This window comes from Priestia sp. ST2 (genome assembly GCF_055810735.1).
In genome coordinates, this window is sequence record NZ_JBVVNT010000003.1 from 882,172 (window position 1) to 901,882 (window position 19,711).

18 protein-coding genes are annotated in these 19,711 nt (G+C 39.0%); 4 read left to right on the plus strand and 14 right to left on the minus strand.

Annotated elements, in window-relative coordinates:
* Positions 1 to 31: 31 nt before the first annotated feature.
* Positions 32 to 1,273: a beta-ketoacyl-ACP synthase II gene (gene fabF / locus AC0KUU_RS16835; protein ID WP_013055405.1), complete on the minus strand. Its 1,242-nt coding sequence runs from the start codon at positions 1,271 to 1,273 to the stop codon at positions 32 to 34.
* Between the two features lie 39 nt (positions 1,274 to 1,312).
* Positions 1,313 to 2,251, minus strand: a complete 939-nt coding sequence (locus AC0KUU_RS16840) for a beta-ketoacyl-ACP synthase III (RefSeq protein WP_013081747.1) — start codon at positions 2,249 to 2,251, stop codon at positions 1,313 to 1,315.
* 256 nt (positions 2,252 to 2,507) lie between these two features.
* Between AC0KUU_RS16840 and AC0KUU_RS16845 the strand changes: the two genes are divergently transcribed.
* Positions 2,508 to 2,708, plus strand: coding sequence for a hypothetical protein (locus AC0KUU_RS16845; RefSeq protein WP_016763038.1), 201 nt, complete (start codon positions 2,508 to 2,510; stop codon positions 2,706 to 2,708).
* Between the two features lie 28 nt (positions 2,709 to 2,736).
* On the opposite strand, the gene AC0KUU_RS16850 is transcribed toward AC0KUU_RS16845, so the two are convergent.
* The 3 genes from AC0KUU_RS16850 to AC0KUU_RS16860 all read right to left on the minus strand — a co-directional run bounded on the left by AC0KUU_RS16850 (position 2,737) and on the right by AC0KUU_RS16860 (position 4,815).
* Positions 2,737 to 2,931: a ComZ family protein gene (locus AC0KUU_RS16850; RefSeq protein WP_013081746.1), complete on the minus strand. Its 195-nt coding sequence runs from the start codon at positions 2,929 to 2,931 to the stop codon at positions 2,737 to 2,739.
* A gap of 77 nt (positions 2,932 to 3,008) precedes the next feature.
* Positions 3,009 to 3,893 carry an NAD-dependent epimerase/dehydratase family protein gene (locus AC0KUU_RS16855; RefSeq protein ID WP_016763037.1) on the minus strand — a complete coding sequence of 295 codons (885 nt, stop codon included), beginning with the start codon at positions 3,891 to 3,893 and terminating at the stop codon, positions 3,009 to 3,011.
* Between the two features lie 181 nt (positions 3,894 to 4,074).
* The gene (locus AC0KUU_RS16860) at positions 4,075 to 4,815 is read right to left on the minus strand and encodes an alpha/beta hydrolase (RefSeq protein ID WP_162213622.1); all 741 of its coding nucleotides are present in this window, start codon (positions 4,813 to 4,815) and stop codon (positions 4,075 to 4,077) included.
* Positions 4,816 to 5,024: 209 nt separating this feature from the next.
* Here AC0KUU_RS16860 and AC0KUU_RS16865 point away from each other — a divergent pair, with 209 nt between their 5' ends.
* A complete protein-coding gene (locus tag AC0KUU_RS16865; protein WP_013055400.1) occupies positions 5,025 to 5,213 on the plus strand; it encodes a YjzD family protein in 189 nt (62 codons plus the stop codon).
* 202 nt (positions 5,214 to 5,415) lie between these two features.
* A complete protein-coding gene (locus AC0KUU_RS16870; RefSeq protein ID WP_237074507.1) occupies positions 5,416 to 6,300 on the plus strand; it encodes an NAD(P)-dependent oxidoreductase in 885 nt (294 codons plus the stop codon).
* 42 nt (positions 6,301 to 6,342) lie between these two features.
* Here AC0KUU_RS16870 and galT read toward each other — a convergent pair whose 3' ends face one another.
* Together galT and AC0KUU_RS16880 are read right to left on the minus strand one after the other, a co-directional pair.
* Complete coding sequence (gene galT / locus AC0KUU_RS16875; protein WP_322551726.1) at positions 6,343 to 7,866, minus strand: UDP-glucose--hexose-1-phosphate uridylyltransferase; 1,524 nt, start codon at positions 7,864 to 7,866, stop codon at positions 6,343 to 6,345.
* Between the two features lie 30 nt (positions 7,867 to 7,896).
* Positions 7,897 to 9,075: a galactokinase gene (locus tag AC0KUU_RS16880; protein ID WP_043980494.1), complete on the minus strand. Its 1,179-nt coding sequence runs from the start codon at positions 9,073 to 9,075 to the stop codon at positions 7,897 to 7,899.
* A 338-nt stretch (positions 9,076 to 9,413) separates the two neighbouring features.
* Between AC0KUU_RS16880 and AC0KUU_RS16885 the strand changes: the two genes are divergently transcribed.
* Positions 9,414 to 10,307, plus strand: coding sequence for a helix-turn-helix domain-containing protein (locus tag AC0KUU_RS16885; RefSeq protein WP_013081740.1), 894 nt, complete (start codon positions 9,414 to 9,416; stop codon positions 10,305 to 10,307).
* Between the two features lie 28 nt (positions 10,308 to 10,335).
* Here AC0KUU_RS16885 and AC0KUU_RS16890 read toward each other — a convergent pair whose 3' ends face one another.
* The 7 genes from AC0KUU_RS16890 to AC0KUU_RS16920 form a co-directional block, all read right to left on the minus strand.
* Positions 10,336 to 10,587 carry a hypothetical protein gene (locus AC0KUU_RS16890; protein WP_014461601.1) on the minus strand — a complete coding sequence of 84 codons (252 nt, stop codon included), beginning with the start codon at positions 10,585 to 10,587 and terminating at the stop codon, positions 10,336 to 10,338.
* A gap of 199 nt (positions 10,588 to 10,786) precedes the next feature.
* On the minus strand, positions 10,787 to 13,390 hold the full coding sequence (gene clpB, locus AC0KUU_RS16895) for an ATP-dependent chaperone ClpB (RefSeq protein ID WP_322551725.1): 2,604 nt from the start codon (positions 13,388 to 13,390) through the stop codon (positions 10,787 to 10,789).
* A 114-nt stretch (positions 13,391 to 13,504) separates the two neighbouring features.
* Positions 13,505 to 13,684: a YjzC family protein gene (locus AC0KUU_RS16900; protein ID WP_013055394.1), complete on the minus strand. Its 180-nt coding sequence runs from the start codon at positions 13,682 to 13,684 to the stop codon at positions 13,505 to 13,507.
* A gap of 129 nt (positions 13,685 to 13,813) precedes the next feature.
* Positions 13,814 to 14,458, minus strand: coding sequence for an SDR family oxidoreductase (locus AC0KUU_RS16905; protein WP_322552485.1), 645 nt, complete (start codon positions 14,456 to 14,458; stop codon positions 13,814 to 13,816).
* A 103-nt stretch (positions 14,459 to 14,561) separates the two neighbouring features.
* Positions 14,562 to 15,512, minus strand: coding sequence for an ornithine carbamoyltransferase (argF, locus tag AC0KUU_RS16910; protein WP_322551724.1), 951 nt, complete (start codon positions 15,510 to 15,512; stop codon positions 14,562 to 14,564).
* Positions 15,509 to 18,619 carry a carbamoyl phosphate synthase large subunit gene (locus tag AC0KUU_RS16915; RefSeq protein WP_322551723.1) on the minus strand — a complete coding sequence of 1,037 codons (3,111 nt, stop codon included), beginning with the start codon at positions 18,617 to 18,619 and terminating at the stop codon, positions 15,509 to 15,511. Before AC0KUU_RS16915 ends, argF begins: the two co-directional genes overlap by 4 nt.
* On the minus strand, positions 18,612 to 19,685 hold the full coding sequence (locus AC0KUU_RS16920) for a carbamoyl phosphate synthase small subunit (protein ID WP_043980511.1): 1,074 nt from the start codon (positions 19,683 to 19,685) through the stop codon (positions 18,612 to 18,614). The genes AC0KUU_RS16915 and AC0KUU_RS16920 overlap by 8 nt, the downstream gene beginning before the upstream one ends.
* Positions 19,686 to 19,711: the final 26 nt, after the last annotated feature.

Genomic DNA, 19,711 nt, shown 5'->3' on the forward strand with positions numbered 1-19,711 from the left:
AAAATTCTAGGCATCAGCCTAGAATTTTTCATTATGCTTCGTATTTTTTAAAGATGATTGTTGCATTGTGACCGCCAAATCCAAGTGAGTTGCTTAGCACCGCTTTTACTTCTTGCTTACGCGCTTTGTTTGGAATGTAGTCTAAATCACACTCTTCATCAGGTGTTTGATAGTTAATTGTTGGAGGAAGAATACCGTCTTGAATTGCCTTCACACTAAAAATAGCTTCTACTCCGCCAGCAGCTCCTAACAAGTGTCCAGTCATTGACTTTGTTGAACTAATTGCTACTTTTTGAGCGTGGTCGCCAAATACTTCTTTAATAGCCATTGTTTCAAATTTATCATTGTATCCTGTACTTGTACCGTGAGCATTGATGTAATCAATATCACTTGGCTGTAGGCCTGCATCTTCAATGGCATGACGCATTGCACGAACGCCGCCTTCTCCTCCTGGAGCTGGCGCTGTGATATGGTGAGCATCTCCTGTTGAACCATAACCCACAATTTCAGCATAAATACGTGCGCCGCGCGCTAGTGCATGTTCAAGCTCTTCAAGCACAATAACACCCGCACCTTCTCCCATAACGAAGCCGTCGCGGTCTTTATCAAACGGACGAGATGCTGTTGCAGGATCTGGATTTGTAGAAAGTGCTTTATTCGCACAGAAACCAGCAATAGATAAACGCGTGATTGGCGCTTCCGTACCGCCCGTCACCATCACGTCTGCATCTCCGCGTTGAATGACTTTAAACGCATCACCAATAGAGTTTGTACCTGTTGCACATGCCGTTACCGTACAAGAGTTCACGCCTTTGGCCCCTAAAGCAATAGAAACTTGTCCTGTTGCCATATCAGGAATCATCATCGGAATGAAGAATGGACTTACGCGGCGGGCACCTTTTTCTAATAACGTTGAATATTGGTTTTCAAACGTTTCCATACCGCCAATTCCAGAACCAATCCAAACGCCGACGTTTGGAGCAATTTCTTCTGTAATAGTCAAATCCGCATCTTTAACAGCCGCCAATGCAGCTACCATTGCATATTGAGTAAAGCGATCCATCTTACGAGCCTCTTTGCGGTCAATAAAATCTTCCACGTTAAAATCTTTTACTTCAGCCGCTACTTTAGCCGGGAATTCATCTGCATCTAGTCTTGTTAAAGGACCAACGCCAGACACGCCTGCTACTGCGTTTTTCCAAGCTGTTTCTACGTCATTTCCAATTGGTGTAAGCCCACCAAGTCCTGTTACAACTACACGTTTTTTATTCATCGTACATTCATCTCCTTCAGTTGCTTTAAAAATGTAGTGTTATTTTCCCCATCTAATAGCAATAGCTCCCCATGTTAAGCCGCCTCCGAAGCCAACCATTACAATTAAATCATCATCTTGAATTTTCCCTGCTTCAAGCTCATGAACAATTGAAATTGGAATCGATGCTGCTGATGTATTGCCGTAGTATTGGATTGTTTTAGACATTTTTTCTTCAGGCAAGTCTAATCGCTGTCTTGCAGCTTCCATAATACGAATATTCGCTTGATGAGGTACGAGAAAATCAACATCCTCTTTTGTTAAACCTGCTTTTTCAATTACATTAACAGCAGATTCCCCCATTTGTCGAACAGCAAACTTAAATACTTCACGTCCGTTCATGACAATATGATCAAGCTCGTTTTGATACAAGTGCTTGCCTCCCGTACCGTCGGACCCTAGTTCAAAGGATAAAATACCTCGTCCTTCTGATACAGGTCCCATTACAACTGCACCTGCTCCGTCTCCGAATAAAACAGCCGTGTTACGGTCGTCCCAATCTGTAATCTTAGAAAGCTTTTCTACACCGACCACTAATATATGCTTGTAAGCATTGGTTTCAATAAATTGCTTAGCTGTAATCATGCCGTACATAAACCCTGCACATGCGGCACTCACATCGTAAGAAGCTGCTTTTTTTGCTCCCAATTTTTCTTGTAGCATACATGATACTGTAGGAAACGGTTGATCTGGCGTTACCGTAGCAACAATGATCATGTCAATATCTTCTGCCTCGACGTTAGCTTTATGTAAAGCTTCAACTGCTGCTTTATAAGCTAAATCAGATGTGTCCTCGTTATCGGCTGCAATTCGGCGCTCTTGAATACCTGTGCGCGTACGAATCCACTCATCTGATGTATCCATTACTTTTTCAAGATCTAAATTTGTTACAACTTTCTCTGGTACATAACGTCCAATTCCTAGAACACCAGCGTTCATATCAACCTCTCCTTTAAATAAAAGGCTTATATTCCTATAAAACCTATATCCGTCATTTCATTTATCGATTATATAATCAATTATTATGAGTTGGTACTAATTTTACTTCATTTTTTATTTTTTGTCTATATAGGTGTTCGTCCTACTCAGGTATCTATCATGCTACATATAGTAATGATACGGGACCCTCTTACTCTAGTATGGGACATTAGGTAAGAACTTACCCACCATTAAAATAGTGAAAGGAATGAGTATCATGGCAAGAAGACAAAGAAATGAAGGTTTTTCTGATTTTATGTTTGGAGCTGGGCGCAGAAAATCAAAAGAAGAAAGAGAGCGAGAGGAGTGGGAACGATTATTTAAACAAATCGATGAAATTGTACTCGCCGTCGAAGAACTAGCTCCTCTTCTTAAACAGTTTGCCCCTTTAGTCGATTTATTTTCCAAACAAAAATAACAGCTCGGATTCTACCGAGCTGTTTTCTTTAGTTGTTTTCATTTTCAGCTAATGCATCTTGCTTGCCAAGCTCATAGGCATCGTTCATTACTTTTGTTAGTAATGTCAATACCGGCTGTACGTGTTCCATTGATAACTCAACGCCTGTTTCATCTAAGATCTGTTTTGCTTCTGGCAAGTACTTCATTGCAATTTGCATGAATTGCATATTTTGCTCTTCCATAGTGAAATCTCCTTTATTAAAAACATTTATTCCTCCTTATATTAGCGAATCTATTCTATAAGTACAACTTTCTCCTTTTAATGAAGAGGTAAAAAGAATGTTCTCATATGTTTTTTTTGCAGATAAATGCCTTCTTTAGCCGTTACTTTTGAAGAAAAATGCAGCAGTTCTTTCGCTTTCCTGCTGATTTCATATTTTTCTTGAGCCGCTTCTTCCTTCACCTCCATATGAGTAATGTTTGCTCCTGCGCTCCAAGGCTGTAACTTTTCTTCAACTAAATGAACGACTTCATATGAATATGCAGCAGTTTTACAGCGTCTAAGTGCACTGACGGCATCTTCAATATAAATAATAAAATCCGTGCCTTCCATAATGTCAAAAGCCTCTTCGTACCCGGCAATATTTTTGGAATAGCACATTGACAACGGCTGCCAAGGTCCGTAAAGAGTCGGCGTTCTGACAATTATAATGGGCCATCCATCATCTTTATATTTCTCTATCATTCGCTCAAAATGAACGTATAGCCTTCCTTCACTACTGTCCGGTTCTGGAATCGTTGTTTCTTCAATTTTTCGCTGCTGGTCTCCAAATACGCGCATGGTAGAAACAAACACAAATCGAATGTTGAATTGACGGCATTTGTTAAGCGCTTGAATGAGCACTTGCTGTGCTTTTTGCATTTCTTGTCTTAAAAAATCAGGATGATAAAAATCTCCTCCATCGAAATACGTAAAGTAGACAACATCCGTTTCTGAGGTAATCATATCTAATGACTCTCCAACTTCAGTCGATGCATAATTAGCGTTTCGCCCTAAGAAAAATTTCATCTCTTCCTGCAAATCATCTTCTTCTTTATGAGCAGAATGTGTATACCCTTTTACTTCTGTACCTTCGTCTAAAAAAGCCATACATAAATGAAAACCAATAAAGCGGTTTGCCCCTATTACTACTACATTTCCCATATCGCTTCCTCCAATTCTTCATTCATCATTTATTCAACAAAAAGCTTAAATCCCTATAGTTATAGAGGGCACTCATTCCTTATTTCAAAGAGGTTCATCTGTAAAAGCATCATGAACTCTTTTTTCATTTTATCTCTTATACAAAAAGCCCCTATGATATGTATAATCATAGAAGCTTTGCTTATAACACTTTTTCATGCTGTTTATAAAATTGGAGAAGGGACCGTTCAAACAAATAGTTTTTTTCCGGTAAATAAAGTGAAAGCATAATCGGAGAGTGAAGTTCTTCACGATGTAGTTCATATTTTTTACTGTGTGCAATTGGATAATGAGTAGAGGCATTAGGCGCCGTCCATATCTTCACGGGCAGCGTTGATTTTAATTCTGTAACAGAAGGGTACTCCTTAATTAACTTTGATACTTGCTTCCGCTCCACTTTATAAGCTTGAGTCAAGTCCTTCGTGAATTGTTTATAAAAGAATTTATTATTTTTTTCATGTTCTGCATGCGTATGAAGATCAATACATGGATTTAGTAAACCAGCTGATCGAACGAACGTATTCCCGTCATTTTCCATTAGCTGCAGCGCTAACAGAGCCCCCATTCCTTCAGCTAAAATATGAATTCGTTTATTTAAAATTTCTTGTTTCATTACTAAATGATAAAGTTGTTTTGCAAGGTGATATGCTTCAGGAGACCCCCAATGCCGGGCATATAAATTGGAATAAAATACTGTGTATCCTTCATCTTGTAAACATTGCAACAGCTGTGACCTTCCGCCGTGCTGAATCCATAAGCTAGTTGAACTTTCAACAAAATGATCTTTATCACCCAATACTAACACACCGAAACCATTCGGTCGTTCAGGGACATGTACGACATTCCATTGCGTATCTAAGCTAAAAAAGCGTCGATGTATCATAGCTCTTCCTCCGTAACTTACTAGTTGTTCCATACAGTGTATGATAGAACCATCAAAAAGCGCACTAGAATAATGCCTATTTCTGACTTATTGCTCTTTTGTTTCTGCATGGGAACACGCCCCTTATTTATTCATAAAAAATTCAATTTCTTATTTGACTGCTATATGCTAAAATGAAATCAAACTGTACTGTAAACGAGGTGAATAGAATGCGTGTCGTAATGGCTTTTGTTTGGGGCTTTTTACTAATGAATATGGCAGTGTACGTAATCTCTGCAATGACGGGCGGTACTTACAGTTTCGCAACCGCTTCCATTCTTGGAGTAGTTTTCACGCTAGTTGTAATTTTGATTGGAGAACTGGGTGTACCGAATAAACCAGCAAATAATCATCACTAAAAAGTGTTGGCTGTAAAGCCAGCGCTTTTTTTATCTTTTGGCATAAGCTCTTCTCAGCAATTTCTTTCGTTAACTCGTATTCAAAACAAATGACTGAAGCTGTTTTTTACATTTATATACATTCATAATCATTGATTATCCCAACCTTTAACTATATAATTTTAGAATAATCAAACTATTAATTTTAGGAGTGAATACTGCTGTGACTAAAGAAAAAATTGGTTTTATCGGAACAGGCGTTATGGGTCAAAGCATGGCCGGGCATTTAATTGACGCAGGATATGAAGTCCTTGTTTATACGCGAACAAAAACTCGTGCTCAAGCACTACTTGAAAAAGGGGCCAACTGGAAAGAAACCGTTCAAGAAGTGGCAGAACAATCTGATGTTATTATCACCATGGTAGGCTACCCTCACGATGTAAAAGAGATTTATTTAGGAAAAGACGGCATTATACATAATGCAAAGAAAGGCTGCTATACAATTGATATGACGACATCAAGCCCTATACTTGCTCGTGAGATTTATCAAGCAGCAAAAGAGAAGCACATTCATGCGCTTGACGCTCCTGTTTCAGGAGGCGATATTGGGGCTCAGAAAGCAACATTAGCGATTATGGTAGGAGGCGATTCTGAAGCATTCTCTGCCGTTACGCCTATACTTGAAAAAATGGGGACAAATATCGTTCTTCAAGGAAGCGCTGGTGCTGGTCAACATACAAAAATGTGCAATCAAATTGCTATTGCCTCTAATATGATGGGCGTGTGTGAAGCGATACTCTATGCTGAAAGAGCTGGGTTAGATCCAAACACCGTTTTAAAAAGTATTGAAACAGGAGCAGCTGGAAGCTGGTCGTTAAGCAATTTAGCTCCTCGCATGATTAAAGGAGACTTCGAACCAGGTTTTTATATTAAACACTTTATTAAAGATATGAAAATTGCCATTGAGTCAGCTGAAGAAATGGAGTTGTATACACCAGGGCTAAAGTTAGCAAAATCGCTTTATGAACAGCTCGAAAAACAAGGCGATGATAGTAAAGGGACACAGGCTCTGTACACCCTTTTAAAACAGCATGCCCTAACTGTATAAAAACAGGCAGCTCATTACGAGCTGCCTGTTTTTATTAATGATTTACGCTTCATTTAACGAATTCATAAAACGACTGAATGCGAGCTGCCCTTCAGTGTTTTGTTTAAACACACCTGCATGTTCTAAAATAGTTGCAAAGACCAAACCGAGCTCTTGTTGGAGAATGCTTTGGACATTTTGCTCTTCAATATGTGGATATTTTTTCTTGATTTGTTCCGCCCACTTCACGTGTTTTTGCACTTGATCATGTCTGCTGGCTAACTCGCTCAGGTTATTCTGAACTAACCCTTCGGCCACTAGACTCATTTCGTCTTTCAAACGACCGGGTAAAACCGCAAGCCCCATTACTTCGATTAAACCTATGTTCTCTTTTTTGATATGATGAACTTCTGCATGGGGATGATAAATGCCATCTGGATGTTTGCCGTTTGTTCGATTGTTTCGCAGTACTAAATCTAATTCGTACAAATCCCCTCTTTTCCTAGCAATAGGCGTGACCGTGTTGTGAGGAGTTTGATCTGTAAAAGCTAAAATATCAGCACTTTGATCACTATACGATTTCCATTTCCTCAAAATGAAATCCGCTGCTTCTACTAATGGTGCAAGGTGCGAACTTTGAAGACGAACGACCGACATCGGCCAATGAACAATTCCAGCTTTCACGTTTGGATATGCTTTAAGAGAGAACAATTTATTTATTTTTGCTTTAGCCATAGGAAAATCATGATAGCCGCCTTGAAAGTGGTCATGAGTTAAAATAGATCCTCCTACGATGGGTAAATCTGCATTTGACCCTAAAAAATAATGTGGAAATTGTTCAACGAAGGCAAGCAGCCGCTTAAACGTTTGCTTTGAAATATGCATGGGTGTATGTTCACTCGCAAAAACAATGGCATGTTCATTATAATAGACATAAGGTGAAAACTGCATGTACCACAGCTCTTCCTGCAATTCCACAGGAATAATCCGGTGATTTTGACGAGCTGGGTGGTTAATACGACCTGCATAACCAGCATTTTCTTTACATAGAAGACACAGCGGATAGTTGCTTTCCTTCAATGATTTGCTTGCTGCAATTGCTTTTGGATCTTTTTCCGGCTTTGATAAGTTGATAGTAATTTCAAGTTCTCCAAAGTCAGTTTTTGTTACCCACCTTTCGTTTTTAGCAATTCGATCTCTGCGAATATAGTGAATGTCTTTTGACAGCTTATAATAATAGCTTGTGGCTTTTTGGGGGCTTTGCTGATAGTGATCATAAAATGTCCGATTAACCTCTGAAGGCATGCTTGCAAAGCATCCCATTATTTTGGTATCGAATAAATCTCTATACGTGATAGAATTCTCGGCGATTCGATTGTTTTCTGCAGCCCAATCAAGCATGTTGTCTAAAATAGCAGCTGGATGTTCTAGACGTTCTTCTTTGACTTCTACTATAATACATTCGTCGAGCTTTAACACTTCCAGCAGTTTATTTCTCACCACATCTATATCCCATTTTGTTAATAGATTCTTTTGTAAACCATATTGAATAAGTCGGGTGATTTCTTCATGAATGTTGACTGACATACACTCGTTCCTTTCTCTATCTGTTTTCTCTTATACTGCTTCTAATGTGAGTTCACGCGCTCCTTCTCCAACCGTAACCACATAAAATTCAGCTTCTAAACTTGTTTTCTTATAGTAGGCGTCTTTTACTTCCTCAATAAACCTATCAACCTGTGCTTTTTGTACGATACTGATTGTACAGCCGCCAAAGCCTGCACCTGTCATGCGTGATCCAATCACACCTTCTTGCAACCAAGCTGCTTCTACAAGAGCATCTAGTTCTTTCCCGCTTACTTCATAGTCATCTCGCAGTGAGCAGTGCGATTCATTCATCAATTGACCAAACCCTTCTAAATCACCGTTTTGCAATTTAGCAACCGCTTCTTTTGTGCGTTCATTTTCATATACCGCATGTTTAGCGCGCTTACAATCTACTTCGTTTTGTATCAAAAATTTATGCTTTTCAAATTGTTCTTTGGTTAAATCACCAAGCGAATTAATGGAAAGTGACGTTTGTAAATCTGCCAGCGCTCTTTCACACTCCATGCGGCGCTCATTATATTTTGAATCTGCCAGCCCTCTTCGCTTATTTGTGTTAGAAATAACGAGCACAGCATCTGTTAACTGCAGCGGGCTATACTGGTATTCAAGAGTTTGACAGTTTAACAATACGGCTTGATTTTCTTTTCCCATTCCAATTGCAAACTGATCCATAATCCCGCAGCTTACGCCGATAAATTCATTTTCAGCTTGCTGCGCCATTTTTACAAGGTCCATCATATCAATATTCAATTCAAGAATTTTATTTAAAAGTACGCATGTGACTAACTCAATTGATGCCGACGATGAAAGTCCTGCTCCATTAGGAATATTGCCGAAAAACAAGATATCAAATCCAAAAGGAAGGTCATATCCGTGCTTTTTAAAGGTATCCATTACTCCTTTTGGATAATTAGCCCAATCATCTTCGGTTTTGTACGTTAATTGCTCTAAAGAGGATTCAATAACGCCTGCTTCAGAGAAGTTTTTTGAGTACATACGTATTTTTTGATCATGACGTTTTTGTACTACCGCATACGTTCCTATACTCAATGAACAAGGAAAAACATGCCCTCCATTATAATCAGTATGTTCTCCAATTAAATTGACACGCCCTGGCGCAAAAAAGCAGCGAATAGCTTCTGACGAATGAAATATTTGTTTGAACTCTTCGATTAATTTTCCCAGCATTTATTATCACCTATTTTAAGTAGTTTTTTGGAAACGGATTCATATGTACATTGTAAAGTCCAATTTTCCTTGCCTCAATGGTAAAATTACTATCGATAATCGGTACTTTTTTGCTTATCCCTTTAAAAATGATTCTTTTGAATTGACGATGAACTACTCTTGCGCCAAAAAGGTGTTATCTTTATATGAGCCTTGACTTGCAAATGATAAGAAAATAATAGATTTAGAGACATTCCCTAAAAATAATCACGATATTTTCAAAAAATTATAGAAAAATGAAAGCGATTACGTTAAAGTAAGAATTAAGTACTACTTTATTTCAAAAAGAAGGTGAAAATTTGCTCTCACATTTCCAAGCTCAAGAATATTCAACGTACGCATACAGGTTTTTAGAATCCCGCACAAATGAAGTTGCGCAGCTATGGTCTGTTGGGTGGGATGAAGTTTTCTCTCCCCTTTATAACTGGAGCGGAAATCAGCGAAAAGACGTAGGGAAATATATTTTTCAATACACGGTTTCTGGGTACGGAATGATTGAAATAGATGGACAAGAATATAAAGTGGATGCTGGGAAAGCATTCATCGTCAATATACCTGGAAATTATCGCTATTACTTACCAAAGGAAAGTGAAAACTGGGAGTTTATTTTTCTTACATTATACGGAGATGAAGTACAAAAATGCTGGGATTATATTCAGTCAACCCACTCTCCTGTAATACGGTTTCATCCTGAATCAGCACCTGTTCAGCTGCTTGCTCAAATATATAAGCGGGCAAGCGAAAAACATATAGCAGATCCATTTCATGCCTCAAGCTTATCTTACCGCTTTGTAATGGAGCTGTACCAATATATTAAAAGCATGGACAGTTTTACAGAAGATTGGCCTGAAAGTATCATTAGCTCTATTTTATTTGCCCGTAATCATTATCATGAAGAAATCGGTCCGGATGAAATGGCAGATGCAGCTCATTTATCTCGCTATCATTTTAGCCGGTTATTCAAACAAACAACTGGGATTACGCCGATTCAATATTTAACGAAGCTTCGCATTCAAAAAGCGGCCGAGCTATTGCATCAAACCAAGTACTCAATCGAAGAAATTGCTGAAAACGTCGGTTATGCAAATGCCAATTATTTAACAAAAGTATTTCGCAAAACAACCAATATGACACCCGGGCAGTATCGAAAAAGTGATGCATCCATTGATGAGCACTTTGCATTGCCAAAATAAAAACGACTTCCATAAAAGGAAGTCGTTTTTATTTTTTATCGGGAATTTCTACTACCACAGAACCTTTTTCGTAAATAAAAGTCAATTTTTTACCCGGGATAATCATATTTTCTAAAATATCTCGTGCAGCTTGAAGTGCAAACTCTGTCCGTTCTGCCTTTTCCTGCACTTCTTCATTTTCAGCTTGAAGATCATTTTTATCCAGCGCTCTTATTTTAGTTAATGCCTGATCTATAAAATCGTATGCTTCGTCATATATAAGCTCTATACGGTCCTTCATGTGCTCATTCATGCTCCTTTGCCCATTTTGTATTATCATAAATGAATTAGATATATTCTACAACCTAAAACTGAATAAGTTTTTACGCTTAGCTCTCACGTATTTTCTTTCATTTCTTTTTATTTATTTTAAAAGAAGAGCTGCTTTTAATAGCAAAAAAAGACCATTCAATTTATCATGAATGGTCTTTTTAGGAAACTTATACGCTGACAACAAACTTATCATCTTTTATATCAACTGTCACTTGACTATAATCTTCAATTTTCCCTGCAATTAATTCTCTGGCAATTTTTGTTTCAATATATTTTTGAATAAACCTTTTTAAAGGGCGAGCTCCGTATACCGGATCAAATCCGGAGGCTGCAATATAATTTTTTGCTTCTTCTGTTAACGTTAACGAAATATGACGATCGGATAAACGCTTTTCAAGCTGAACCAATAGCTTATCAATAATCCCTTTTACTTCATGAACAGTTAGCGGTTTGAATAAAATCGTGTCGTCTACTCGATTTAAGAATTCTGGACGAAAATGCTGTCTTAATTGAGCCATCACTTGCTCTCTGGCTTTTTCAGTAATCTCGCCTTCACTTGTTAAACCGTCTAATAAAAATTGAGAACCGATATTCGACGTCATAATAATAACTGTATTTTTAAAATCAATGACTTTTCCTTTTGAATCTGTTGCTCTTCCATCATCTAGTATTTGAAGGAGCACATTAAATACTTCGGGATGGGCTTTTTCAATTTCATCTAACAAAACGACTGAATAAGGCTTGCGTCTCACCGCTTCCGTTAGCTGGCCGCCTTCTTCGTATCCTACATAGCCAGGAGGCGCTCCTATAAGCCTAGAGACCGCATGCTTTTCCATGTACTCAGACATATCAATACGAACCATTTGTTCTTCACTGTCAAATAAAGAATGTGCCAGCGTTTTGGCTAGCTCCGTTTTTCCTACTCCGGTAGGTCCTAGGAAAATAAATGACCCAATCGGACGGTTCGGGTCTTTAATGCCTGCCCGTGCGCGAATCACAGCATCCGTCACTAAGGATACAGCTTCATCTTGCCCAATCACACGCTGCTGTAAAATTGACTCAAGCTTCAACAGCTTTTCTCTTTCCCCTTCAACTAGTTTTGATACCGGAATTCCCGTCCATCTTCCTACAATTTCAGCAATTTCTTCTTCTGTTACTTCTTCTCTTAACAAACGGTTTTCTTGTGCTTTTTCAGCAGCTGTTTCTTCCAGCTGTTTTAGTTCTTTTTCAAGAGCTGGAATGCGTCCGTGGCGAAGTTCAGCTGCTTTATTTAAATCATATTTCCCTTCAGCTTCTTCTAGGTCTCGCTTCGCTTTTTCGAGCTGCTCCCTGACATCTTGCACCGTTTGAATCGACTGCTTTTCTTTTTCCCACTGCAGCTTCATTATATCTGCACGTTCTCTTAAATCAGAGACTTCTTTTCGAATTGCCTCTAACCTTGTGATGCTTGCTTGATCTGTTTCTTTACTTAATGCCGCTTCTTCAATTTCAAGCTGCATGACACGTCGTGTAACTTCATCTAATTCTGATGGCATCGAATCAATTTCTGTTCGAATAGTTGCGCATGCTTCATCAATTAAATCAATTGCTTTATCAGGTAAAAAGCGGTCTGAGATATAACGATCAGACATAACCGCTGCTGAAACAATCGCTCGGTCGTGAATATTCACCCCGTGATGAATTTCAAATCGTTCTTTTAAACCACGTAAAATAGAGATTGTATCTTCTACTGAAGGTTCTTCAACCAGCACCTGTTGAAAGCGTCTTTCAAGCGCTGGATCTTTTTCAATATACTGACGATACTCATCAAGAGTTGTAGCTCCTATACAGTGAAGTTCTCCTCTAGCAAGCATTGGTTTTAAAATATTCCCTGCATCCATCGCTCCATCCGTACGGCCTGCTCCAACGATTGTATGAAGCTCGTCAATGAATAAAAGAATTTGACCGTTGCTTTTCTTAACTTCTTGAAGAACAGCTTTTAAACGCTCTTCAAATTCTCCCCTGAATTTCGCTCCTGCTACTAAAGCTCCCATATCTAATGAAAAGATGGTTTTATCTTTTAATCCTTCAGGCACATCTCGGCGAACAATACGCTGTGCTAGACCTTCAACAATCGCTGTTTTACCAACGCCAGGTTCTCCGATCAAAACTGGATTGTTTTTTGTTTTTCGCGATAAAATGCGGATAACGCGGCGAATTTCTCCGTCTCGTCCAATGACTGGATCAATGTTGCCTGCTCGTACTTCTGCTACTAAGTCTCTTCCATATTTAGCTAACGCTTCATATGTGACTTCGGGATTTTGACTTGTAATTCGCTGATTTCCTCGAAGGCTGGTAAGCACATCTTGTAGAGCTTTTTTTGTTATACCTTGACTTGAAAATAACTTGCCATATTCACTAGAAGACGGTTCCTGTGCTAATGCTAAAAAGATGTGCTCAACTGAAACGTAATCATCTTGCAAACGAGATGCTTCTTCTTGAGCTTTAACAAACAGCTGCTGAAGTTTATTCGTAATATAAACCTTCCCTGCTTCAGCACCACTTCCTGTAACGGCTGGTTTTTTCGCAAGCAATTGATTTACCTGCTGCTGAAAAGATTGATGATCGATATGTAAATGATCTAATATGCGAGGAGCAATACCATCTTGCTGATGAATGAGCGTATAAAGCAAATGAACAATATCTACTTCCTGCTGATTTCGTTTAATAGCTTCAGACTGCGCTTCCATCACGCCTTCTTGCAATTTTTGGGTCATTTTATTTATATCCATTGAACATCCTCCTTCGATACATTTGACCTTTATTGACCTTTATTTCATTATACCCAGCAATAGGAAAACAAGTAAAGCCATTCAATTTAGAATGGCTTCTTTATTTTTTACTATTTAAGGCTTACGCATGTACGTCCAGTGGCGATCATCGTTGGCCGTCTCTGGAAAACGCTCTCCTGCTTTTAATTTAACCTTTTGAGGATTATTTACGTTACTTCCTGTTTCACCAATTTCAATATACACTCCGTTATTAGGAGCTTTTTGACCCGGTGTGAAATGACGATTTTGTCCCATTGTCCTGCCTCCTCATTCCTGAAATGAAATGTTCTCCTATACTATTCCCTTAAGATTTCTGTTTCATAATGGAGATGTTTTCATATTAGGCAGAGAAAAAGAGCAGACCTTTAGATCCGCCCTTTTATATTAATGAGTAAATTTGATAGCTTGTTCGATTTCAGTTTCTCCAGCTAGCATTTCAAACGTTTTTCCTATCGTAGCTTCTTCGTTTAGACATTCTACAAGTACGGCTGCTACATCTGCTCGGGGAATCGTCTGAGATTTATCTTCAATATCATTATTGATATCAATTTTCCCAGTAGCTTGATCATTCGATAAAGTTCCTGGTCGTACAATTGTATACTGTAGATTAGACTGTTTTAAGTATTCATCCGCTATCGCTTTTGCACGCAGGTAAAGCTGTAAGCCTTCTGGTCCTTGTTCAGGCGCGCCTGTTCCCATTGAACTTAACATAACAAAGCGCTTTACACCTTGATTTTTTGCTTCATCAATGATATTTTTAGCGCCGTTTTGATCCACAGCGATTGTTTTTTCGTCTCCCGTATGTCCTCCAGAACCTGCTGCAAATATGACAGCGTCCATACCTCTTAAAGCATCTGAAACATCTTGCTCCAAGTCACCAAGCACAACGTTGGCACCCAGCTTCTTTAACGCGCCTGCTTGCTTTTCGTCGCGAATCATCGCATAAGCTTCGTGCTGCTTGCTGTTTGCAACTTTTTCTACCACTTGTTTTCCCGTTGTTCCGTTTGCTCCAACAACTAATACTTTCATCATAAATCACCTTTCGTTCTGTTTAGTATACAGTTGGTGTTCCCACAATTAATTCCCTTTAAACAAAAAACCCCTTCTGATATTCTCAGAAAGGGTTTTTCTCTTAAGCTAAAATGGCTTGCAGCAAAGCTTTTTGTACATGCATACGATTTCCAGCCTGCTGAAAAACAACAGAATTTGGTCCGTCAATAATGCTTGCTGTTACTTCTTCTTCACGATGCGCAGGCAAGCAGTGCAGAAATAAATAGTCTGACTTAGCATAGGCAGCTAGTTCTTCATTTACTTGATAAGGAGCAAATATTTTCAAACGCTGCTGTGCTTCTTCTTCCTGTCCCATACTTGTCCATACGTCTGCATAAATAGCATCGGCATTTTTCACAGCTTCTAAAGGATCTTTTGTAATCGTAACCTTCGCACCTGTTGTAGCAGCTATTTCATGAACATAAGCTGTGACAAACTCTTTTGGCTCATATCCATCAGGGCATCCAATTGAAATATCTATTCCCATTTTTGCACAGGCAATCATTAACGAATGCGCTACATTATTTCCGTCTCCAACATAAGCTACTTTTAGCCCTTCAAATGATTTCTTGTGCTCGTAAATCGTTAATAAATCAGCTAGAGCCTGACAAGGATGATAATCATCTGTCAAACCATTAATAACGGGAATGGATGCGTAATCTGCAAGCTCTTCGATCTTGCTGTGTTCAAACGTACGAATCATTATAGCATCGATGAATTCAGATAGTACGCGTGCTGTATCAGCAATCGTTTCTCCGCGTCCAATCTGTAAATCTTGGCTGCTTAAAAAGAGGGCGTTTCCTCCAAGCTGCATCATTCCCGCTTCAAATGAGACTCTTGTTCTTGTTGAAGATTTTTCAAAAATGAGCCCCAGCGTTTTTCCTTTTAACGATGTTACGATTTCACCATTTTTATGCTTTTCTTTCAGCTCAATGGCGCTTTCCAAAAGTGACATAATATCGTCTGATGATAAATCTTTAAGTGTAAGCAAATCTTTTCCTTTTAAATTCGTATTTACCGATACTTTACTCATGATACTGTCACTTCCTTTTTAGTTTTTTGAAACCATTCTTGCAGTGATGAAACGTGATATTCATCGACTTGGAACGATTGGAAAAATAGCGAAGCCGTTTCTGCCTCCGTCATAACCATTAAACCGTGTTTTAATGCTGACATACGGCTTTCTTTATCTTCAGGCTGTAAACTTACATATAATAAAGCTTCTTTCGTTTTCACCCATTCACTAACTTCTTTATCTTTAACAAGAGTTAAGCCCGCGCTTTGCACAAGTTCTTCAAGGCCCTGCGCTTCTCCGTTGATATACACTTCTGCAGCACCTTTTTTACTTAACACATACTGATGGAATACTTTTTTTGCTGCTTCTTCAATCGTTGAAGAAATCGCAATTCCTTCACCAGTTGACTTCATTTCCGGTCCAACAAGTGGATCAACTCCTGATAATTTACTTGTCGAAAACACTGGAAACTTGATAGTTGTGTAAGCTGGATCCGGCAATAAACCTAGCTTTTCACTAATTTCCGACAATGATTTCCCAAGCAATATTTGAGTTGATAGCGAAACAAGCGGCGTGTTGCACACTTTGCTTACTACAGGGACTGTACGGCTGGCACGCGGATTAACTTCCAGCATGTAGACTTCATCGTTGTAAATAACATATTGGATATTCATAATCCCTTTATATTGAAGTTTGCTTACAATTTTTTGAGCGTAGCTCACCATTTTTTCTTTATGTGCTGCTTCTACTGTTTTTGCTGGTAAAAGCGCATAGCTGTCTCCTGAATGAACGCCGGCTTTTTCAATATGTTCAACGATTGTCGGAATCAACACATCTTTTCCGTCTGCTACCACATCAACTTCTGCTTCTTTTCCAGGGAAGTAAGCATCAATAAGCATTGGGAAATGAGACGCTTTAATAGCCGGTAAACAAGACTGAAGCTCCGTTTCGTTTTGAATTGTCAGCATTCCTTTTCCGCCAATCACGTAAGAAGGACGAATGAGTAATGGGAATCCCGTATCTTTTGCTTTTTGTACAAGTTCTTTCGCGTCTTTCGCCATTTCACCTGGAATATGAGGAATATCGCAGTCGTCTAAGAGCTTATAAAACAGGTCACGATCTTCAAGCGCATCAATGACATCATTTGTAATACCTAATAAATTAACACCAGCTTCTTCTAGACCTTTAACAAGCGAAATAGCCGTTTGACCTCCGTATTGAACAATTACATCTGTCACATTTTCAGCATCAAGAACATTTAATACGTCTTCTACTGTTACAGGTTCGAAATATAAGCGATCTGCTACTTCAAAATCCGTACTTACCGTTTCTGGATTATTGTTAATTAAAATCGTTTCGTATCCTTCTTTTTCAAGAGCTAGCACACCGTGTACAGAGCTGTAGTCGAACTCTACTCCTTGCCCGATACGAATTGGTCCAGAACCGATAATCGCAACTTTTTTATTCGTTGATGGTTCAATCTCACTTTCCCCGTAGTAACTAGAGTAGAAATAAGCCGTTGAAGATTCAAATTCCGCTGCACATGTATCCACCATTTTATAGCTTGGCGTAATATGTAGTGCTTTACGTTTCGCTCTTACGTCAAGCTCCGGCACATTCCATACGTTTGCTAGATACGCATCTGTAAAACCATGCTCCTTTACTTGTTTAAAGTGTTCAGCTGTAATCGAATCAAAACGCACTTCTTTTAAAGAGGCTTCCATTTTAATCAGCTGTGCAAAGTGTGTTAAATAGAAATAATCAATTTGTGTTACTTCATGGATATACTCAGGCGTTGTGCCTCGGCGTAAAAGCTCAAGGATAACAAAAATACGCTCATCGCTTTGTTCGCCCAGCTTGCTTTTTAATTCATCTGTTGAAAGTTCTTGCAGTTCTTCTACTTCTAATCCTTGTAAGTCAATTTCTAAAGAAGATAATGCCTTTTGGAAGCTACGTGTAAAGTTACGGTCAATAGCCATTACTTCTCCAGTTGCTTTCATTTGGGTGCCAAGCGTTCTTTCAGCGTAGAAAAACTTGTCAAACGGCCATCTTGGAAATTTCACTACTACATAGTCAAGAGCAGGTTCAAAGCTTGCATACGTGTCTCCCGTCACAGGATTTAATAACTCATGAAGCGTGTAGCCTACCGATAGCTTTGCAGCAATTTTAGCAATCGGATAGCCAGTTGCTTTTGATGCAAGAGCAGACGAACGGCTCACACGCGGATTTACTTCAATTAAATAGTACTGCTTGCTTTTTGGATCAAGCGCAAACTGAATGTTGCAACCGCCAATAATGCCAAGCGATGAAATAATTTTAACTGAAGCAGAGCGAAGCATTTGATATTCCACGTCTGTTAACGTTTGAGAAGGAGCAACGACTACCGAATCTCCAGTATGAACGCCTACGGGATCAATGTTTTCCATATTACAAATGGTGATGCACGTATTGTTTACGTCGCGCATAACCTCGTACTCAACCTCTTTAAATCCAGCGATGCTTTTTTCAATTAAGCATTGAGTAATAGCACTTTCACGTAAACCTGACGCTGAAAGCTTTTCAAGCTCTTCCATAGAATGAGCAATTCCTCCGCCCGTTCCGCCTAACGTATAAGCAGGACGTACAATAACAGGAAAACCAATTTTCTTGGCAAAAGCTAACGCTTCTTCTACTTTTGTAACAACTTCACTTTCCGGCACCGGTTCATTCAGTTCATTCATCAATGCGCGGAACTCTTCACGGCTTTCACCTTTTTTAATTGATTCAATCGGCGTTCCTAAAAGTTTCACATCATATTTTGGCAAAATGTTTTGTTCATGAAGCTCAAGGGCTAAGTTTAAACCCGTCTGTCCGCCTAATGTGGCTAACAAACCATCGGGCTTTTCTTTTGCAATAATTTTCTCTACGCAGTCTACTGTTAATGGTTCAAAATAGATTCGATCTGCTACGTGAGTGTCCGTCATAATTGTAGCTGGATTATTATTGATTAAGATAACTTCATAACCTTCTTCTTTTAATGACAAGCATGCCTGAGTTCCTGAATAATCAAATTCTGCTGCTTGCCCGATTACGATTGGTCCTGATCCGATTACTAAAATCTTTTTTAACGTTTGGTCTTTAGGCATATACTTTTCCGCTCCCTACTTGCTGTACTTTCGTCATAAATTCATCAAAGATATACGTGCTGTCACTTGGTCCAGGGTGTGCTTCTGGATGATATTGAACCGACATAACAGGAAGGTCTTTATGCATTAAACCTTCAACCGATCCGTCATTCACATTTTTAAATCGAACGTTTAATGGCGTAGACGTAATCGTCTGTTCGTCTACGACATAGCTGTGATTTTGAGAAGTCATACACACTTTGTTAGTCGTTAAATCAATTACAGGCTGATTAGCTCCTCGGTGACCGAACGCCAGCTTTTTGGTTTGCGCCCCAAAAGCGAGCCCAATTAACTGATGTCCAAAGCAAATTCCCAAAGTTGGATACGATGAAATAATTTCTTTTAATTCATCCAGCTGACTGCTCACTTGAGTTGGATCTCCAGGTCCGTTTGATAAGACAATGCCATCCGGCTGCAGCTCTTTTACTTTTGAAGAGCTTGTAGAATAAGGAACAACTGTTACTTTGCACTCTCGATTTAACAGCTCTTGTAAAATTGATTTTTTATACCCAAAGTCCATTAATACAACGTGTTTTTCACCGTTTCCGTAAGTAACAGGCTCTTTTGTTGATACTTCTTTTACTACATATCCATCGCATTCAGCAGTAAATGCTGGCGATTCAGCAGATGTCGAAAAGGCAGATTGCATCGTACCTTCTTTTCGAATTCGTTTTACGACCGCTCTCGTATCCACATGTGTAATAAGCGGAATGTTCCATTTCTTTAAATATTGTTTAAAGCTGTACATCGCTTCGTAATGGAACCCTTCATCTGAACATTCGTATACGACAACGCCTGCTACGTGAGGCTTTTTGCTTTCATAATCTTTTTCATTGATACCATAGTTCCCAATCAAAGGGTACGTAAAGACGATAATTTGATCTTTGTAAGATGGATCAGTCACAACTTCTTGATAACCAGTCATTCCAGTAAAGAAAACAATTTCTCCTTTTGCCTGGTGCGTTGCTGTATGTTCAATGTGTCCGGCGAACGAATCGCCGTTTGCTAAGTGTAAATATCCGTTCATTGTGCATCCCTCTTCGAATAATTATT

Bases quoted from the DNA above. Each gene is read 5' to 3' on its own strand.
- AC0KUU_RS16850 (WP_013081746.1), bottom strand. From the start codon at position 2,931: ATGGAAGAGCAAAATATGCAATTCATGCAAATTGCAATGAAGTACTTG.
- AC0KUU_RS16890 (WP_014461601.1), bottom strand. From the start codon at position 10,587: ATGAAGGACCGTATAGAGCTTATATATGACGAAGCATACGATTTTATA.
- AC0KUU_RS16900 (WP_013055394.1), bottom strand. From the start codon at position 13,684: ATGGGACAAAATCGTCATTTCACACCGGGTCAAAAAGCTCCTAATAAC.
- AC0KUU_RS16905 (WP_322552485.1), bottom strand. From the start codon at position 14,458: ATGAAAGTATTAGTTGTTGGAGCAAACGGAACAACGGGAAAACAAGTG.
- galT (WP_322551726.1), bottom strand. From the start codon at position 7,866: ATGTCAGTCAACATTCATGAAGAAATCACCCGACTTATTCAATATGGT.
- AC0KUU_RS16880 (WP_043980494.1), bottom strand. From the start codon at position 9,075: ATGCTGGGAAAATTAATCGAAGAGTTCAAACAAATATTTCATTCGTCA.
- AC0KUU_RS16915 (WP_322551723.1), bottom strand. From the start codon at position 18,619: ATGCCTAAAGACCAAACGTTAAAAAAGATTTTAGTAATCGGATCAGGA.
- fabF (WP_013055405.1), bottom strand. From the start codon at position 1,273: ATGAATAAAAAACGTGTAGTTGTAACAGGACTTGGTGGGCTTACACCA.
- argF (WP_322551724.1), bottom strand. From the start codon at position 15,512: ATGAGTAAAGTATCGGTAAATACGAATTTAAAAGGAAAAGATTTGCTT.
- AC0KUU_RS16845 (WP_016763038.1), top strand. From the start codon at position 2,508: ATGGCAAGAAGACAAAGAAATGAAGGTTTTTCTGATTTTATGTTTGGA.
- AC0KUU_RS16865 (WP_013055400.1), top strand. From the start codon at position 5,025: ATGCGTGTCGTAATGGCTTTTGTTTGGGGCTTTTTACTAATGAATATG.
- AC0KUU_RS16840 (WP_013081747.1), bottom strand. From the start codon at position 2,251: ATGAACGCTGGTGTTCTAGGAATTGGACGTTATGTACCAGAGAAAGTT.
- AC0KUU_RS16860 (WP_162213622.1), bottom strand. From the start codon at position 4,815: ATGATACATCGACGCTTTTTTAGCTTAGATACGCAATGGAATGTCGTA.
- AC0KUU_RS16920 (WP_043980511.1), bottom strand. From the start codon at position 19,685: ATGAACGGATATTTACACTTAGCAAACGGCGATTCGTTCGCCGGACAC.
- AC0KUU_RS16855 (WP_016763037.1), bottom strand. From the start codon at position 3,893: ATGGGAAATGTAGTAGTAATAGGGGCAAACCGCTTTATTGGTTTTCAT.
- clpB (WP_322551725.1), bottom strand. From the start codon at position 13,390: ATGGATATAAATAAAATGACCCAAAAATTGCAAGAAGGCGTGATGGAA.